The sequence below is a fragment of the Idiomarina seosinensis genome (assembly GCF_003987275.1).
Lineage (GTDB): Bacteria > Pseudomonadota > Gammaproteobacteria > Enterobacterales > Alteromonadaceae > Idiomarina > Idiomarina seosinensis.
Genome location: NZ_PIQF01000001.1, coordinates 53953 through 70014, shown reverse-complemented (window position 1 = coordinate 70014; position 16062 = coordinate 53953). Strand labels below are relative to the sequence as shown.

12 protein-coding genes are annotated in these 16062 nt (G+C 47.6%); 2 read left to right on the top strand and 10 right to left on the bottom strand.

The genetic code is table 11. From position 1 onward, the window contains the following. Positions 1-105: 105 nt before the first annotated feature. From CWI81_RS00280 to cysQ, 8 genes are all read right to left on the bottom strand, one after another. Positions 106-1410 (bottom strand): alkaline phosphatase, encoded by a 1305-nt coding sequence (locus tag CWI81_RS00280; RefSeq protein ID WP_126783251.1) that lies wholly within the window; start codon positions 1408-1410, stop codon positions 106-108. A 76-nt stretch (positions 1411-1486) separates the two neighbouring features. After that, complete coding sequence (locus CWI81_RS00275; RefSeq protein WP_126783250.1) at positions 1487-1768, bottom strand: hypothetical protein; 282 nt, start codon at positions 1766-1768, stop codon at positions 1487-1489. A gap of 4 nt (positions 1769-1772) precedes the next feature. Then, on the bottom strand, positions 1773-5342 hold the full coding sequence (locus tag CWI81_RS00270; RefSeq protein WP_126783249.1) for a PKD domain-containing protein: 3570 nt from the start codon (positions 5340-5342) through the stop codon (positions 1773-1775). A 136-nt stretch (positions 5343-5478) separates the two neighbouring features. Next, positions 5479-5919 carry a hypothetical protein gene (locus CWI81_RS00265; RefSeq protein WP_126783248.1) on the bottom strand — a complete coding sequence of 147 codons (441 nt, stop codon included), beginning with the start codon at positions 5917-5919 and terminating at the stop codon, positions 5479-5481. Between the two features lie 15 nt (positions 5920-5934). Continuing rightward, the gene (locus CWI81_RS00260; RefSeq protein ID WP_126783247.1) at positions 5935-6627 is read right to left on the bottom strand and encodes a 2OG-Fe(II) oxygenase; all 693 of its coding nucleotides are present in this window, start codon (positions 6625-6627) and stop codon (positions 5935-5937) included. A 2-nt stretch (positions 6628-6629) separates the two neighbouring features. Beyond that, complete coding sequence (locus CWI81_RS00255) at positions 6630-7226, bottom strand: rhomboid family intramembrane serine protease (RefSeq protein ID WP_157983283.1); 597 nt, start codon at positions 7224-7226, stop codon at positions 6630-6632. Positions 7227-7292: 66 nt separating this feature from the next. Further along, complete coding sequence (locus tag CWI81_RS00250) at positions 7293-11300, bottom strand: S8 family serine peptidase (RefSeq protein WP_198678627.1); 4008 nt, start codon at positions 11298-11300, stop codon at positions 7293-7295. Positions 11301-11456: 156 nt separating this feature from the next. Next, positions 11457-12191 carry a 3'(2'),5'-bisphosphate nucleotidase CysQ gene (cysQ, locus tag CWI81_RS00245; protein ID WP_126783244.1) on the bottom strand — a complete coding sequence of 245 codons (735 nt, stop codon included), beginning with the start codon at positions 12189-12191 and terminating at the stop codon, positions 11457-11459. Positions 12192-12349: 158 nt separating this feature from the next. Between cysQ and CWI81_RS00240 the strand changes: the two genes are divergently transcribed. Continuing rightward, on the top strand, positions 12350-13681 hold the full coding sequence (locus tag CWI81_RS00240; RefSeq protein ID WP_126783243.1) for a type II toxin-antitoxin system HipA family toxin: 1332 nt from the start codon (positions 12350-12352) through the stop codon (positions 13679-13681). Next, a complete protein-coding gene (locus CWI81_RS00235; RefSeq protein ID WP_126783242.1) occupies positions 13674-13994 on the top strand; it encodes a helix-turn-helix transcriptional regulator in 321 nt (106 codons plus the stop codon). Before CWI81_RS00240 ends, CWI81_RS00235 begins: the two co-directional genes overlap by 8 nt. On the opposite strand, the gene cysC is transcribed toward CWI81_RS00235, so the two are convergent. Continuing rightward, a complete protein-coding gene (gene cysC / locus CWI81_RS00230; RefSeq protein ID WP_126783241.1) occupies positions 13979-14557 on the bottom strand; it encodes an adenylyl-sulfate kinase in 579 nt (192 codons plus the stop codon). The two genes, CWI81_RS00235 and cysC, sit on opposite strands and share 16 nt — an antisense overlap. After that, complete coding sequence (gene pgi / locus CWI81_RS00225; protein WP_126783240.1) at positions 14550-16025, bottom strand: glucose-6-phosphate isomerase; 1476 nt, start codon at positions 16023-16025, stop codon at positions 14550-14552. Before pgi ends, cysC begins: the two co-directional genes overlap by 8 nt. Positions 16026-16062: the final 37 nt, after the last annotated feature.

The window sequence follows — 16062 nt, the reverse complement described above, 5'->3', positions numbered from 1 at the left end:
GCTGCCTTCGGCGCACGGGGATAGGCGCTTCGCGCGTTAAACCCTACAACGGGCAAAGCCCCTACACCGCGAGCGCAGCGAGCCCACCCCGCGAACGAAGTGAGCCTACTTAACGATTTCAATCAACCGCTGGCCGAGTTCCGTGTTGTTCATATAGCCGCGGAACTGGTCGCTGTTGGGACCCGTTGCGTAAACAGGAACATCAACGCCGGTATGGCCACTAGTCGTCCAGCCGGTGCCGGTAATATCAGCAGTGATATACGCTAGTGCTTTATGTAACGCATCTTCACGATCTTCGCCGTGCTGCTCAGCGGCCATTGCTAGCTCGTCGGTATACTCCTGGGTCAATTCTGCATTAACCGCATCCGCCACAAAACTTGCCCACTGGTCGCTGTCCATCGCCAGCAGTTTTTCTTTCATATAGGCAATAGAGTGTTCAATCTTCATTACCCGATCAGAATACCAGGCGTATTCACCATCGCGGCCAATAGTTAAGCCACCGGTGGAATGGTCAGCGGTCATCACAAACAAGGTATTTGGGTTGTTTTCGATGTACTCGTTAACCACTTCCAATGCTTTGTTCAAAGAATCCATTTCGTGCACAGCACAGGCAATATCGTTGGCGTGACCACACCAGTCAATTTGGCTGCCTTCAATCATCAGTGCAAACGGCTTGTCTTCATTATCCAGCAAGCGCAGTGCCGAAGAGGTCATCTTAGCCAGCGATTCTTTCCCTTCATCAATCGCGTGCGGTAAGCCTTTTTGTGCGAACAGCCCCATTACCGGAGCCTGTTCAACCTGATCCAACATCTGCATGTCCTGGATCACGCGCATACCCTGCTGCTCAATTAATTCAGCCCAGTTTTTATCAGCACGAATAAAGTACTGCTGGCCACCGCCCAGGATCACGTCAAACGAAGCGTTGCCGTCAACAATCTGCTGACCCATTAAGTCGGCAATTTCGTTGTATTCGTAACGCGATGGGTGGTGCGAGAAAAACGACGCTGGGGTGGCGTGATTAATTTGTGAGGTTGATACCGAGCCAGTGGCGTAACCGCTCTGCTTGGCATATTCCATCACCGTCTTCAGCGAGGTCTTATCGTTATCCATACCGATAGCGCCATTGTATGACTTCTCACCGGTAGCTAATGCTGTCGCACTGGCTGCCGAGTCAGTTACCCAGGTGTCATCTTCCGGATAAGTCAAAGCGGCACCGGTTAAATAATGGTCAAACTGAGTTTCTGCCAGCTCTTTGGTCTCGAGATCCGACATGGCATAGCGATAAGCACTGATATATTCAAAACCCATGCCATCGCCAATCACGTAAATAATATTTGGCTGTTGGTGGTCATCCGCCATCGCAGTGCTAGATAACAGTGCGACCGACGCCGCAATTAAAGTACGTTTCATAAAAAACTGCCTCACATCGATAACAATGTAAGGCAGTTTAGCAAAAAATTATGACAATTAGGTAAAAGCGCTGTGATTAAGGTGAAACGTTTCCTAGATCACAGACCCGCTCAACAGCACGCTCAAAACTAAAAGCCGTGTCATTCTGTGCACCTTGACCCTCTATCCACATAAACCAGCTTCCATTGGGCTCCTCATCAACATAACCCAACACATGACCTTCGTCATCGATGACGTTATATTTATTGCCCCCCACCTGCTCAGTACTGCAAGCGGAATTACTTGCCACAACGCTTGTTGCAAATGTTGCGTTAACGAAAAACACCATAGCAGCAGCTGCTAAATTAAATATTTTCATAACTTTATCCTTCAATTGTCACGATAACAGGAATTTCGTGAATTACAGCCGCCCCACCAACGACAATTCTCAGTCGGAAAGAGAAGCTTACCGTTTCGCCCGTCGGGATACCGTCGCCATTAAAGGTCACATCAAAGCTAACTTGATCACCAGGTTGAACGCCCTCAATTGGCTGGCCATTGTTCGCATCGGGTGAATCCGTAGGAACAACTTTCTCTACTAACCCTGCAAAATCACCAAACGGCTCTAGGTTTAATGACAAATTTTGAGTAGTAGAATCGATAGCTTCGATAACAGCGTCGACAATTTCAGAGCTATTACGTGACAGCAGGAATGCCTCACCGCCGGTGACCTCTGTAACATCAAGAACCTCATCAATGGTCCCTCCTGACTGCAAGCCATACACACGGATGTCGTTGTCCTGCAAACGTTGGAGAGTAGCCGTACGTCCAGGACCAGGATAATCAGATTCGTTGTCAGCATCGTGGAATGGCGCGTCCGTTGCTAAGAAAATGATGGGTAGAGCCCCTTCACGCCAACCTGATTCCCTCGAAGCAGTTTGATAAAGCGCCTCATACTGACTTTCCTGACTATCACCACCAAACTCAATCATTAACTCGTCCAGCGCTGCAATTAAGTTGTCGGACTGATTAGTCAACGGAAGATCTAGTCGGAAAGGGTAATCCGTAGAGTCAGCTCCGCCATACCCAGGAAACTCACTGAAACTGGACAAACCGATTTGAACATCACGGCCCGCTGACAAAAATTCATCAATTAAAGCAGTCGCCTGAGTTCGAAAAGTTGATAAATCATCATAATAAGAACCTGAAACATCGACGGTAAAAAAGATATCAACCGCGTCGTAAACATTATCTTCAGGTACTGTAAAGGTTACGGTCTCCACAACAGGCCCGTCTCCGACACCAACACTAATAGGTTCACCAACGGAGCCGGATCCTTCGTCGTAGCGAGTGACCGCGGCCTCTATAGCCCCAGCGACATTCAGTCGTGCACCCGAACCTGCGGCAGAAGGGTTTTCGTCGACAGTCAGTTCCCGAGTAACAACATTGGTAGTTGTTGCTCCTGCTAATGTGTTTTCGATCGGTAACGCACTAGCACGCAGTAGCTGTTTAATTTGAACAGGCGTTAACGTCGGGTCAATTGACTGCACTAACGCAACTGTAGCGGCAACCATTGGTACCGCATATGAAGTTCCGCGGTGACTCACAACATCGCTACCGTCCCAACCGGCGATAGTACCACTGGCAGTGATATCCACTGTTTCGCCATAGTTGGAATAATGAGCCCGTTTCACATCAGTACTGATACTAGTGTCAAAACACGAAGTTTCATAACCAGAGGCTGCTTCTTCATCCTCACTGCGACCGTCGCTATAGAGTCCGCCCGAAGTATGTGCTCCAACAACCACTAGTTGGTTGCTGTCGAACGAGCTCGGTAAGCGATTATCAAAATCACCGGCGTCCGTTGCTCCGTTACCCGCAGATGTTACGATAACCGTTTGCGGATGATTTTCGCGAAATTCATTAAAAAAGTTAGTTAACAACGATTTAACGCCGTCAAACTGACGTTGATTTACCACATTATTTCGGGTGTAACTATCCGCGCAAGTCATTGCACCATCGGTAATTTCATCATTACTGATTGTTCCATCTTCGTTAGAATCCTCAGCAACTAAACGATGGATGCCCCAACTCCAGTTAATAACCGATGCTCCTGCTCGAGCCATACTCATGGTAGAAGACAAACGTCCGACCAAACTACTGGAGCCGGAATTAACCAGCACTGCTGCGCCACCGTGATTATCAGCTAGTGCCGATAACAGGCCTGCATTACCACCATCACCCAACTCACCCGCAATTAATCCGGTCACGTTTGTGCCATGAGAACCACCAGCATCTACTGCAACAGATGGACTGTGCAAGGTCATTTTCGGATGACCTGATTCAGCGCCAGCAAATCCATCAAAATCAACCTGGGTATAGTCAACACCCGCCTCAGAAACACCCAATGCCATAAACATAGGAGTGATATCGGTACCTACTGCTGCCTGGTATGTTTCTGCACCAGCTTGAACATTATTTCGATCACGCTGCTCACCAATAGCAGGATCGCCGCTCCAGTCAATCGCCTCATCCTCAATAATCGGATCCATCATTGCGGAAACAACAGCAGTATGACCTTGCAGTGTCTGTAATTGGCTTTCTAATTCAGCATAGTTGTCAGCACTTACGCCGATCTGATAAACGCCAAGCGTTGAATCGTAACCGAGCACTGTACCGCCGACCGTAGCTGCGACCTCTTCCGCAGTTGCATCGTCGCTTCCATCAACCAGGCTGACGATTAAGAAGTCACTAACAACTTGTTCACCTAAGGTCGAATCAAAGACGCTGTCTGGGTGCGCATTGGTTAAACCGGTTTCACCTATTTCAAGCCAAACGGAATTCGAGTCTTTCGTTTCTCCCTGAACAACTAAAGAACCTGAGCTGCTCTCGTCAGGAACGGTAAACGTCAGTTGATTACCATCTATGCTAGTTGGCGCAATTTCTGCCCCACTAAATAAAACAACATCGCTCGACCTAACATCACGCGTTAACTCTAATACAACATTGCTACCCGCAGCTGCCGATGCCTTTGATTGCCAAGCAATACTGAAATCTAAATCAACAACGAGCAAGTCATGTTGGGCACTATCAGTTCGACCTTTATCATCTGTCACTGTCAATTCGAGCGTGACCGTTTCATTAGCGTTAACTTCAGGTGCCGTGTATTCAGTTAAAGCGTCAGTCGTAGACGAGAATTCGCCTTCGGGGCCAGCGGTCTGCGCCCAAGAATAACTCCAGCCAGTATTAGTGTCAGCTTCGAGCGTTAAGCTATCAAGTTCATCAATTTCTGTAACATCAGAGTTGATCACAGCCTGCGCGGGTGTATTGGTAATCGTTAACGAAACCTCACTGGTGGCAGTGTCACCGTCGTCATCAGTTACTGTGACCTCGAATGTCACTGGTGTATCAGCACTAACGTCTGGAGCCACAAAGGAGCATTGTTCGCTATCCGCTCCTTCTAGAGTAACTTCGACATCTCCGCTTGTTTGAACCCACTGATAATTTGCAACTTCACCATCGGAATCACTTGCATTAGCGTTCATCGTTGCGGTTTCAGTTTCCATGACCTCCTCCGGCTCTGCTGTTGCAGAAACCGTTGGAGCTTCATTAGGAATAGGTTCAAATTCCGCGCTGACTGTACAATCAGCGGTAATAGCGCCAGTGGTATAAGTTGCTCCATCGAGCGAACCATTACAGCCACTAATCGCCTCCAGTGTAAAACCGTCGGTAATGGTGACAGTAAAGTCTGCGCTATCGCCTTCATCGACCGTTTGTTGATCAGGATCTAAACTACCACCGGTAGTGACTTCAGTGCTAACAAGATAAGAAGCTGTTTCCGGAGGCTCCCCTCCGCCCGAATCATCGGAGGACGATCCTCCGCAAGCCACAAGTGACCCGGAAATCAGTGCCGCAAGGACGCTCCGTGTCAAAAGAGTATGTTTTGAACTCATAACCTTTTCCTTTAAAGATAATCTGATTTTTTGTACGCGTTTTCGTACAACGTAATATTCTAGTTAAAATATTACATTTGTCTAACGCATTAATTAAATTTCAGATAATATCTTCTCCGGGTCACAATTTTGGGTGTTACATGGTGTTTTTCTCGGCTGGTATGCAAAACCCATCTCTTACCACTGCCGTTGGCTCAGGTAGCATCTGGCAGTCCGACACCATCCCGGACTTCTCGCTATGGCGGCGGCTCAGCTGGTTGTATTGTTCAAGTTTATTCAGAAACTCAGTCTCTTCCTGCTCATTCATAGTTTTGGTTGAATACAATAAATACCGCTCGGGTCCGCCGCACGGCTTATGCCCCATTGCCACAATTTTACATTGGTCCGGATGATCGGCATTTGGCGTTTGCACCATGCGACGTATCTCTAACCCCAGCTCTTTAATATCCTGAGTCGCAGTCACCTTCGGCTGCTCTGACATCTGCTGCTCTTGCAGGTCTGTCGATGTATCAGGTTGGCCACAAGCTACCATCACACTGCTTGCAATCAGCAATAATCCCACTCGTGTTATTGTCATTTCTCTCTCCTTGTTTTAACCATAAAGCTGTTCTCCCCGGTTATGGAGTATCCAACTTGTTAATATATACTTATCATTTGAAATTGGCATCCGCCCGCGATGAGTATGAGTAAAATAAGCGGGCGCTATCACCAACTGCCCGGCGGTTGGCCTTAACGACCGCTGCTGATAATAAAAGTCGGTTTCGCCGCCCTCTTCAACATCGTTTAAATAAACCATAAATAATAAGGCACGATGCAGCGCTTCGGTGGAGCCTTTTTGCGGAAACTGTTCACAATGCCAGTAATTATAATTACCTTCGGCTTTATCGTACTTCTGCATTTGAATAGCGCCTAGCCGAAACAGCTTTTGCATCAGCAACATTTCGTTGCCCGCAGCTAATTCATCAAAGTTGTCGTCGGTCAGCATCACCGGCTGACCGGTTTGCGGATGTTTTAATGTTAATGACACCGGCGCAATTAAAGCAAACCGGTATTTTTTAAAATACTCTACCGCGCAGCGCGCGGTAGCCTGCTGAATTTGCTGCAACAACGATTGATATTCGCGATGCGAGTTTAAGTATAAATCCGTACTGATCTTCTTTGTTTTGTCGACGCCACCGCCGGTTCTACCCGGGCCGGTATGCGGCGACTGTTCAAACGTATCGATTAACGTCTGACACTGTTGTTTGGATAATGCATTATCATAGGTTTCAATAAAATCATTCATAACTACTGCCTAGCTTGCTTATGCCTAAGATTAAAGCCATAGACCAGAGCACAAAACACACCGGTGATAGCCCCACCTAAATGGCCCATCACAGCCACCCGGTCTACTTCACTAAAGCTTAATATCGGCTGCCCAAGCACCGCCTCTGCTGTTACTTTGCCAATCACCAACAACCAAAGCACCAGACCAAAAGGACGCCGCTTTATAATATCTAACGTCGCTCCACAGGCAAAAAAACCATACAGAGCCCCCGAAAAACCTTTGTTCTCAGTCACTGTCGGCATGACATAAGGCTCTACGGCCAACCAATGCTCAAAAGCGACTGACATTACGGCGGTAGCCACCAGCATCAGCCAAACCGGCAAAGGCTTTATGTGCTCAGCAAATAATAACCACATGACGCCCAGCCCGATAATGCTGGATACCCCATGACTTAGTTCAAAGTGAATAAAGCCAGCGGTTAAAAACTCCCACCAGTCACCGTCACCACGCTGATACGCCAGTAACGACAACCATTGTTGTGGCAATAACAGCAATAGCACCAGCACAATAGCAACTGGCGTTAAAGTTATCAGACACTGTTGAGTTGTTTGCTTCACAATATTCCTCGCTACCATCAAAAAAGGGGGCCGAAGCCCCCTTGGTAAATCACATCAACCGATTACTTATTTACGAGCCACTGCTAAGCGGCGACGTAAGATAGCAAATGGTAACGCTAATAGACCAATCAACAAGCCAAAGCTGCTTGATGAACCAGAGTCTTGCTCAGGTGCTGGAGCTGGAGCTGGCTCTGAAACGGCAACACTAAATGTCTGGCTGACTGTTTCACGGCCATCATCAACGCTAGCTTCAAAGACAACGTCGCCTGCTTCTGCTGGTGCAGTAAAGCTAATTTCGCTGGTGCCCTGACCTTCAAACTCAACTTCTGGACCTGAAACCTGCATCCAGTTATAAGTCAGTTCGTCTTCGTCCGGGTCAGTCGCTGCAACAGACAGAGTCACAGTACCATTCGTCTCAGCCGATACCACGATTTCACCGTCTGCGTTGGCTTCACCGTTTGGCGAAGTAACTTCTGGTGGATCGTTAGGTTCCAGTACATTAACAGTAACCGTTTTCTCTGAAGTTGTTACACCTGCTTCGTCTGAAACAACATAGCTAAAGCTATCTTCAGTGACTTCTTCAACTTCTGGAGTGTAGACATAAACACCAGGCACTGGCTGTTCTGTCTCGTTACCGTCTTCATCCGTAACAACTTCTGTTACTTGTTCCAACGTACCGTGCTGTGGCTGGGCCGTGATTTCTACCGACAGTTCGCCTTCAGCTTCAACCGAAAATGCGCGGTTAGCGTCTAGCTTATTGTCGCCATTAATCAGTGAGACATGAGATTTAGAACGCAATTCTGTTGCTTCAAAGTTCGAACCAATATCAACTTGCGTAGTCTCATCCCAACCTAATTCTAGTGCCAGCTCATCGCCCGTTGCTACTTCAGGAAGCTGCACGCTATAACGAACTTCGGCTGTGCCTAGGTTGGTATTTAACATCGGTTGGAGTGCATCGCCGGACGTAACAGAACTACCACTACCGTTGTAATAGTAGGAACCGCCCAATACTCCGGTGACATCCTGTAGACCAATAGTAACATTTTCCGGCATAGAAGGAATATCAGTATAGTTATAAACAACTAACTCTTGATTAATATTGATAAACACCGAGAAAGTGTAGGTATCTCCAGAGCTATCACCGTAGATGGTTGCATTGTTCCACTCTACTGCAATCCACTCTGGTGAGCCACTTGCATTATTAAAGACGGCAACATAGAGATCCGCATTATTTTCTTGCAAAAGCTCCCAGTCAGACCAGAATGGCGCAACAATATTACTTGGGGCGGCTGGAGCTGGTAACTCCTGATTCAAGTAGGTACCGGTTACCGGTCCATTCCCAAATGCAACAACTCCGTTGGTATTTACCTGAAATGACGGCCAGACAGTACCAGCGTACGGAAGCGGGAAATTATAGAGGAGCGTATTCTCATCACAGCCGCCGTTAAGAGAACAGTTGACAGGTTGAGCTCCCATGTCAGCTAATGACATTCCACCGGTTGGTGAACCTACCATTTCAAAGCTTGATTCAGGTATATTTAACTGACCTGCCCAGCTTATTGTGCTACCTGTTGGCGACACACTAAAGCCATTGCGAGAAGTCTCACCCAACTCTTGCGAGTAAGCCGAACCTTCGACAAGCTCTGTGCCTTCAGGGACTCGTGTAATCAAACTAAATGGAGACTGTTCTCCAGTCGCTTTTGCTACAGTTAACATATCAACAGTTGAGCCTGGAGTGAATTCACCACCCTCAACAACAGTATTAATGTTAGTTTCCGAATCCGAAGCTTTTGCATGGATTGCAACTGGGATATTCGCATCAGGGAATGTCCCTGTAGGATCTGTCAAGGTCACAGTTCCAAAAATCCAGCCGCGCTCAGCGTATGTGGTATCAACCGACATCGCCAATTCAGCTGTTCCATTGGCTTCTATTGCCAGCGTTTCTGGCGCCGAAACCATTGCATTAGCGTCATCAACCTCTACGCTCACCTGCCACTCAACGTCAGCGTCAGCCAGATTGGTGACAACCCGCGTGAACTCACAACCTAACACACAGCCGTTATCTACAAATGATGCTGTGTCCAGTGTCAAACCCGTATTGATCGCGTTGATTACGTCAAGACGGCCTGCGCCACGATCAAATGGTGTTGCTGGGACTACCTCGCCATCTTCCATGTCAGTGACGTTGGTATCTGCAGATGTCATTAGCATCGATTTTATTTGTTCAGCAGACAACTCTGGATAAGACTGGCGCATTAATGCAGCCGCACCAGCAACATGAGGGCTTGCCATACTCGTACCGGAAATAGCACCGTAAGCATTCACGTTGTCATTACTTGCGGCATAGGCGGACAAAATACTTGTTCCTGGTGCTGCAATATCAGGCTTCAGGAAAGAACTGTCACCGTTAGGGCCGCGTGAACTGCTATCGGACATCATGTCCACGGCAGTATCATCTACAACCGCGCTTGCCGAACCGCTAATAGTTGCACTTGCACCCTCGTCGTAAGCATCCAAAATAGCTTTGCCGTCACTTTGGCTCACTTGCACACTTGGCAACGTAGCTCCCGGCATGGACATAACCATACGCCCAAAAGAGTTGTTGTACACTATCATGGCAACAGCACCAGCTGCCTGGACGTTATTGGCTTTAGTTGTAAATAAACAGCCACCGCGTGAAACAAATGCAATATGTCCTTCTAAAGAACCTTCTGCAAAAGCGTCGCAGGCTTCAACGTCACCGTCATCGATTAATTCGACAGGCATCAGTGGACCCGAAATCTCTTCAGTAATCTCAAAATCACCGGCACCGACAGTTGAAATCAGATCTTCAACACCTGCTGCATCAACTAGATGGGCAAAAGTACGTCCATGTTGAGTATTTGCAACAGTTAGTCCTGACTCGATACATCCAGGACAACCAATGGTCCGATCGCCTGGGCCATCATTACCGGCTGCCGTAGCAATTAAAACTCCGGCTTCTTCAGCTGCATCAAATATTGGTGTGTAAGCACTATTCTGTGGCTGACCACCGGCTCCGCCACCCCAAGAGTTGTTAATAACATCGGCACCATCGTCAACCGCATCTTCTAATGCTTGCATTAAGTTAACAGTAGAACCTGAACCTGTGCCTTCTGGAGTAGAAAATAATGCTTTGTAAACCATCAAGGTCGCGCCTGGCGCTACGCCAGATAAGTTTACATCAACCCCTTGATAAGTCGCGCTAACCGCACCACCAGCAGCCGTACCCGCTACGTGAGTACCGTGGCCATTGAAATCTTCGGGACTGATATATTCATCGGGGTGAACAGGGCTGGTCGGCGTATAATAGCGGGCGACAGCAATTTTTCCGTTACAAAACCCAGGGTCGATCATTGCACAATAATCATCGCTAGGTGCGCTTTCAGGACGTTCCTGTCCCGCAGGTTCAAAAATTGGGTGCCGCGAATTGATACCAGTATCAATAATTGCAACATTGATACCTTTACCGGCCTCAGATTGTCCGCCTAAAGCTTCCCATGCTTCAGTCGCATTGATTAACTCAAGCGAAGCATCGGTATTAGTGTAATAGGTTTTATTTTCATAAACCTTTTTTACGCCGTTAGCTGATGCCAGAACTTCTTTGATATTATCTTGTTTCGGCACTTCGACGATCACAGCGTTGATGACCGTATCTAACTGAGAACGTACCTTTAAGCCCGCTACTTTATTACGCAGCTCACTAACAACCGTTTCTTGCTTCGACTTCAAATAGCCGGCATAACTTTTTGCATCAGAAGATTGGGTATCAATCTTATCAGTGCCGGAGATTTTTGGGCTAGTAGCCGAATAACCGGCAATTTCACCTTTATAGGTTGCCAAAGGAGCATCACTAAGCTCTAGAACAAAATATTCTTTTTGTAAAAGCTTCTTATACTCTTGCTTATCAAAAGGTGCACTTCGCTGTACTTTAGTGACTTCTAGTTGAATGTCACTTAAATTGAGATCTTGGGCTCCTGCGCCAAAAGCAATTGCTGACGTTACTAACGTCGCTAATATGCTTTTGCGAGGAAGTTTTCTTGAATCAAAACTCATCCTGGATTCCTCTTTCTTATGGTTATTAGCGCGACGTACTCTCGCATCCATTGCGAACAGCAAGTAGAAGTCGCACTCCTCAAGATTAACCCAGCTGAAGAAACATTTAAATAACATTCTTTGGCGACATGTTACAAATTGTTTCAACAATGTAAGTTACTCAGCAATGAAGTAAGGATTCAAAAAAGATTCTTTTTGGTTATACCGTAAAGCCTTGCCGTCCGTGGTCTTTAGCGAACCGCCTGCAGCATTGAGCACGGCATGCGCAGCGGCAGTATCCCACTCCGACGTTGGCCCTAAGCGCGGATAAATATCGGCTTTCCCTTCAGCGACCAAACAAATTTTTAACGAGCTACCCATCGGTACCATTTCGTAGGGCTTGCCCAGTTGCTCTAGCCAGTCCGTAGTTTCCTGCGAGGCATGTGAGCGCGAGCCGACAATACGTAACGTCTCCGGAGTTTGCTGTTCCACTTGTATCGGCTGACCATTTAAAAAGGCACCTTTGTCACGCTGGCCAACATACATGGCATCAAGCACGGGCGCGTATACAACGCCACAAACTGGCTCACCTTTTTCAATCAACGCGATATTAACGGTAAACTCGCCGTTACGCTTGATAAACTCTTTGGTGCCATCCAGCGGGTCTACCAGCCAATAACGATGCCAGTGCTTCCGCAGCTCCCAGTCGATATCGGCCGACTCTTCAGAAATAATCGGGTATTGCACTGCTAACTTGCTCAGCCCGTCACAAATCACTCGATGAGCGGCCAAGTCAGCCTTGGTGAGCGGGCTATCGTCGCCCTTTAGCTGAACATCAAATTCATCACTGTTATAAATTTCCATGATCGCCGCGCCAGCATCACGCGCAATCTGCTGTAACTCGTCCAACATTAATAATTCTCCCTGGCTTGCGTCTCCGACGCAGGCTTTAAACTCAAACTACGGAAGTTTAACTCCGAAAAAAATAAAAAAAGTCATGAAAACGGTAGCTTAGTTCCGTTATCTGCTCTATTCTTATTCATAAACAGTAACAGACTACCGTATAATTTATGAGACCGCTAACACTTCAATTATTCAATCGCAAAAAATGGTGGGATGCCGCAGAGCTCCACTTTGATAAAGCACAGATGACAAGCAGTGTTACTTTATACTATTTTTCACAGTATATCAGCGATGTACTAACCTACAATGCAATAGACTCTTGGGCATGCACCGTTAATGCACCAGTCACCATATTACCGGCAGAATATCCGACTTGGCCCGCAGTACTTGACGACTTATTGCCGGTAGGAAAGTCTAGAGATTGGTGGCTAAATTACCTAAATATGGCAAGAGCCACTGAATTTGAACAAAACTATGCATTACTCACCAATGCATGCATGTCTCCGGTAGGCAATATACGCATAAAAGAGGCTGCCTCGCTGGTACGGGGCGCCAACGCGCAGCGGTTTTCAACTGACGATGTCGCCCGGCTCCAGCATGATTTTTTAGATTATGCCAATGAACACGGTGCGGCTGTAGGGGGAGCAACAGGAGCTGGCGGTGTTGCTCCAAAATTGTTACTGATGGTCGACAATGACGAAGTCTTCATTGATGCCGACTTTGCTGGTAAGACTTTGTCTGCAACGCCTTATTTAACCAAGTTCGCAAGGAACACTCGTTCAAGTAGAGATAATAATATCCTTCGTGCGGAAGGTGTTTTTTATCAAGTGCTAAATGACGTTTTGGGCGATAGTAGCATTGAAACCATCGATGTTTCTCGCATGAAGATTTTAGAAGTAGATTCTCAAGTCAGCCTGTGGCTGCCTCGCTTTGATGTGCGGTTCGAAGACTCTATTGCCTGCCGAATTGGCGTCGAAAGTATTTATTCTATAATTAATGCGGGCCCGGGCAGTTACCAAAACCACTTCTCTGTCATGGAAAAAGTCTGGGAAAAAATTAGACATAGCACAAAAATGACCAGTGAAGAATTCGCTAAACAATATCTCGCCCGTGATTTACTCAACTTGGTATTTGGCAACTCAGATAACCATGGACGCAATATTTCTTTTTTAAAATTTGAAGGAGATATCAGATACGCGCCAATCTACGACTTTGCTCCAATGAAAGCCGATCCTGAAATGGTCACTCGGCTCTTCAAGTGGGGAGAAGAGTACGAGCGTGGCGGTATCGTCTATTTTGACAAACTGATTCAAAGTCTCGAAAGTTTTGGTGACCCCGATGAATTAATGGCGTTTTTACGTCAGTTAGCAGAAAAGCTTATCAAGGTCCCGGCATTATTGGAAAAGTACGGTTGCCCGGAGGAGATCATCGAATTCCCGGCCATTGGGTTTAATCGTATTGAAAAAAAACTAGCTGACTTTGGAATACGCCATGCTTAACTTATCTTTAGAAGAGCGCAAAGCTCGCATACAAAACCTTCAGCGCGACGTAAACGAAGGCCGCTTATCCATTGGTGACACAATAAAGCGCATCCGGGTTGATCTATATGGCATGACGCAGACGCGCTACGCACAATTTGTTCAGGTTTCTGACAAAACTTTACGCGAAATTGAAAAAGGCAACACCGATCCCCGGCTATCCATCATTAATCGACTACTTAGCCCGGGAGGGTTCAAACTATCCTGCGTCTCTGACACAATGCATTGTCGCGTCGAGGACGCGACGTACGGCGCGACCTACGACAAAAGGTAGTCAACGACTACCTGGGCGGCTTGTTCTACGCTCATCTCGGCGGTGCGTAAATGCACTTCGGCGGACTCTGGTGCTTCGTAGGGAGACGATATACCGGTGAAATTACCAATCTCGCCGGCCCGGGCCTTTTTATACAAGCCCTTAGGGTCGCGCTGTTCACAAATCTCAATCGGCGTATCAACAAACACTTCGATAAACCGCTCGCCAGCCAGCGCCCGTGCCTGCGCCCGATCTTCTTTGAACGGCGAAATAAAGGCCGTGCCAACGATCAGTCCGGCATCAGCAAACAAATTCGCCACCTCGGTGATACGGCGAATGTTTTCCACCCGGTCGTTATCCCCAAAGCCTAAATCTTTGTTCAGACCATGACGTACATTGTCACCATCCAACAGGTACGTGTGACACCCGCGTTCATAGAGCTTGCGGTCCACCGCGTTAGCAATGGTCGACTTGCCCGAGCCGCTTAACCCGGTATACCAAAGTATCGCCGGCTTATGGCCATTTAACTGTGTCCGCTCGGCATGACTGACCGAAGTATTGTGCCAAACTATATTCTCACTCATCGCCACGCGCCTTCTTAATCATAGTCACTGTTGATTCATCATAAGAGGTCTTAGCCCCTGACTGCAGCGCCTGTAATATATCTACCGCGCACTTCTTACCCAGCTCTACGCCCGGTTGATCAAATGAATTCAGCTGCCAGTAAACTCCCTGAACAAATACTTTATGCTCATAAGCCGCAATCAATTCACCAAAGGTCTCTGGTGTTAGTTCATCCATAAATAATAAGCTGGACGGGTGTCCGCCCGGGTAATGATCGCGAGGTGACTCGGGATTGTCTGAACCAAATTTCATCAACTGCCGATGAGCCAGACAATTTGCGACTGACAATTGTTGCTGATCGGCCAGCTTATTGGCCACCTGCGCATTAAAGCCCGGGGCCTGGCGTTTTAATACCAGCACGAAATCCGCCGCAAACTCATCGTAACCCTGATGTAGATGCTGGAAAAACGCGTGCTGTCCGTTCGGGCCAAAACCGCCCCAAATAATAGGTCCGGTCGCATAATTAATAGCCTGATTGTCGGCGGTTGCCTGCTTACCGTTACTTTCCATATCCAGCTGCTGCAAGTAGTTTGGCAGCATCCGTAAACGACCGTCGTACGGCAAAATCGCTAAGTTATTAATGCCCAGATGTTGGCGGTTATAAATGCCGTACATCGCCATTAACAGTGGGATATTTTCTGCCGCCGGTGCCGAACCAAAGTGCTCGTCCATCGCGCGAGCGCCACTCAGCATCCGCTCAAAAGTCCGCAGTCCACAACTTAACGCAATCGGTAAACCAATCGCCGACCACAGTGAAAAACGCCCACCAACGCCTTCACCAAATGTCAGCTGGTGCGCCGGAGGAATGCCGTAATCATTCATCTTCACCGCGTTCGACGAGACCCCAATCACATGATCCTGCAGCCACTGTTGCTCGGTCAGCTGTGGTTTTATCCACTCGCGCACAGTATCGACGTTGGCAAAGGTATCAATAGTACCGAACGATTTTGAGGCAATAATAAATAACGTGGTTTCCGGGTCAATAATTGGCAGCACTGCGTACAACTGGCCGCCGTCCATCGACGAAACAAAATGCACATCCAGCTCATTAAGTGCTGCATCGTCTGCAAACTCTTTTAACGCGAATGAGCCCATGTTGGGGCCTAAATCAGAGCCGCCTACACCAATATTCACCACCGCGGTAATCGGTTTACCGGTAGCTCCCAGCCACCGACCCGAGCGCAATTTATTCACCATTTTCGCAAACCGGGTATCGCGATTTTTAGCGCTGCTTACGGCATGAATACTGCGCGATAAAATATGAGTGACATGGCGTCCCTCAGACACGTTGAGATACTCGCCCTTCAGCAACAGCTGCCGCGTCTGGTCAAACTGTTCGGGCAAAGTAACTGTTTCGGTTAACGTATTGATTGGGGTGTTCTGATAGCTAACATCCAATGTCAATCCGGCACCACTCACCAACGCCATATTATTCTCCTGTGTTATATCCCTGTGGGTTACTTTG

Bases quoted from the DNA above. Each gene is read 5' to 3' on its own strand.
- CWI81_RS00280 (WP_126783251.1), bottom strand. From the start codon at position 1,410: ATGAAACGTACTTTAATTGCGGCGTCGGTCGCACTGTTATCTAGCACT.
- CWI81_RS00275 (WP_126783250.1), bottom strand. From the start codon at position 1,768: ATGAAAATATTTAATTTAGCAGCTGCTGCTATGGTGTTTTTCGTTAAC.
- CWI81_RS00270 (WP_126783249.1), bottom strand. From the start codon at position 5,342: ATGAGTTCAAAACATACTCTTTTGACACGGAGCGTCCTTGCGGCACTG.
- CWI81_RS00265 (WP_126783248.1), bottom strand. From the start codon at position 5,919: ATGACAATAACACGAGTGGGATTATTGCTGATTGCAAGCAGTGTGATG.
- CWI81_RS00260 (WP_126783247.1), bottom strand. From the start codon at position 6,627: ATGAATGATTTTATTGAAACCTATGATAATGCATTATCCAAACAACAG.
- CWI81_RS00250 (WP_198678627.1), bottom strand. From the start codon at position 11,300: ATGAGTTTTGATTCAAGAAAACTTCCTCGCAAAAGCATATTAGCGACG.
- cysQ (WP_126783244.1), bottom strand. From the start codon at position 12,191: ATGTTGGACGAGTTACAGCAGATTGCGCGTGATGCTGGCGCGGCGATC.
- CWI81_RS00240 (WP_126783243.1), top strand. From the start codon at position 12,350: ATGAGACCGCTAACACTTCAATTATTCAATCGCAAAAAATGGTGGGAT.
- CWI81_RS00235 (WP_126783242.1), top strand. From the start codon at position 13,674: ATGCTTAACTTATCTTTAGAAGAGCGCAAAGCTCGCATACAAAACCTT.
- cysC (WP_126783241.1), bottom strand. From the start codon at position 14,557: ATGAGTGAGAATATAGTTTGGCACAATACTTCGGTCAGTCATGCCGAG.
- pgi (WP_126783240.1), bottom strand. From the start codon at position 16,025: ATGGCGTTGGTGAGTGGTGCCGGATTGACATTGGATGTTAGCTATCAG.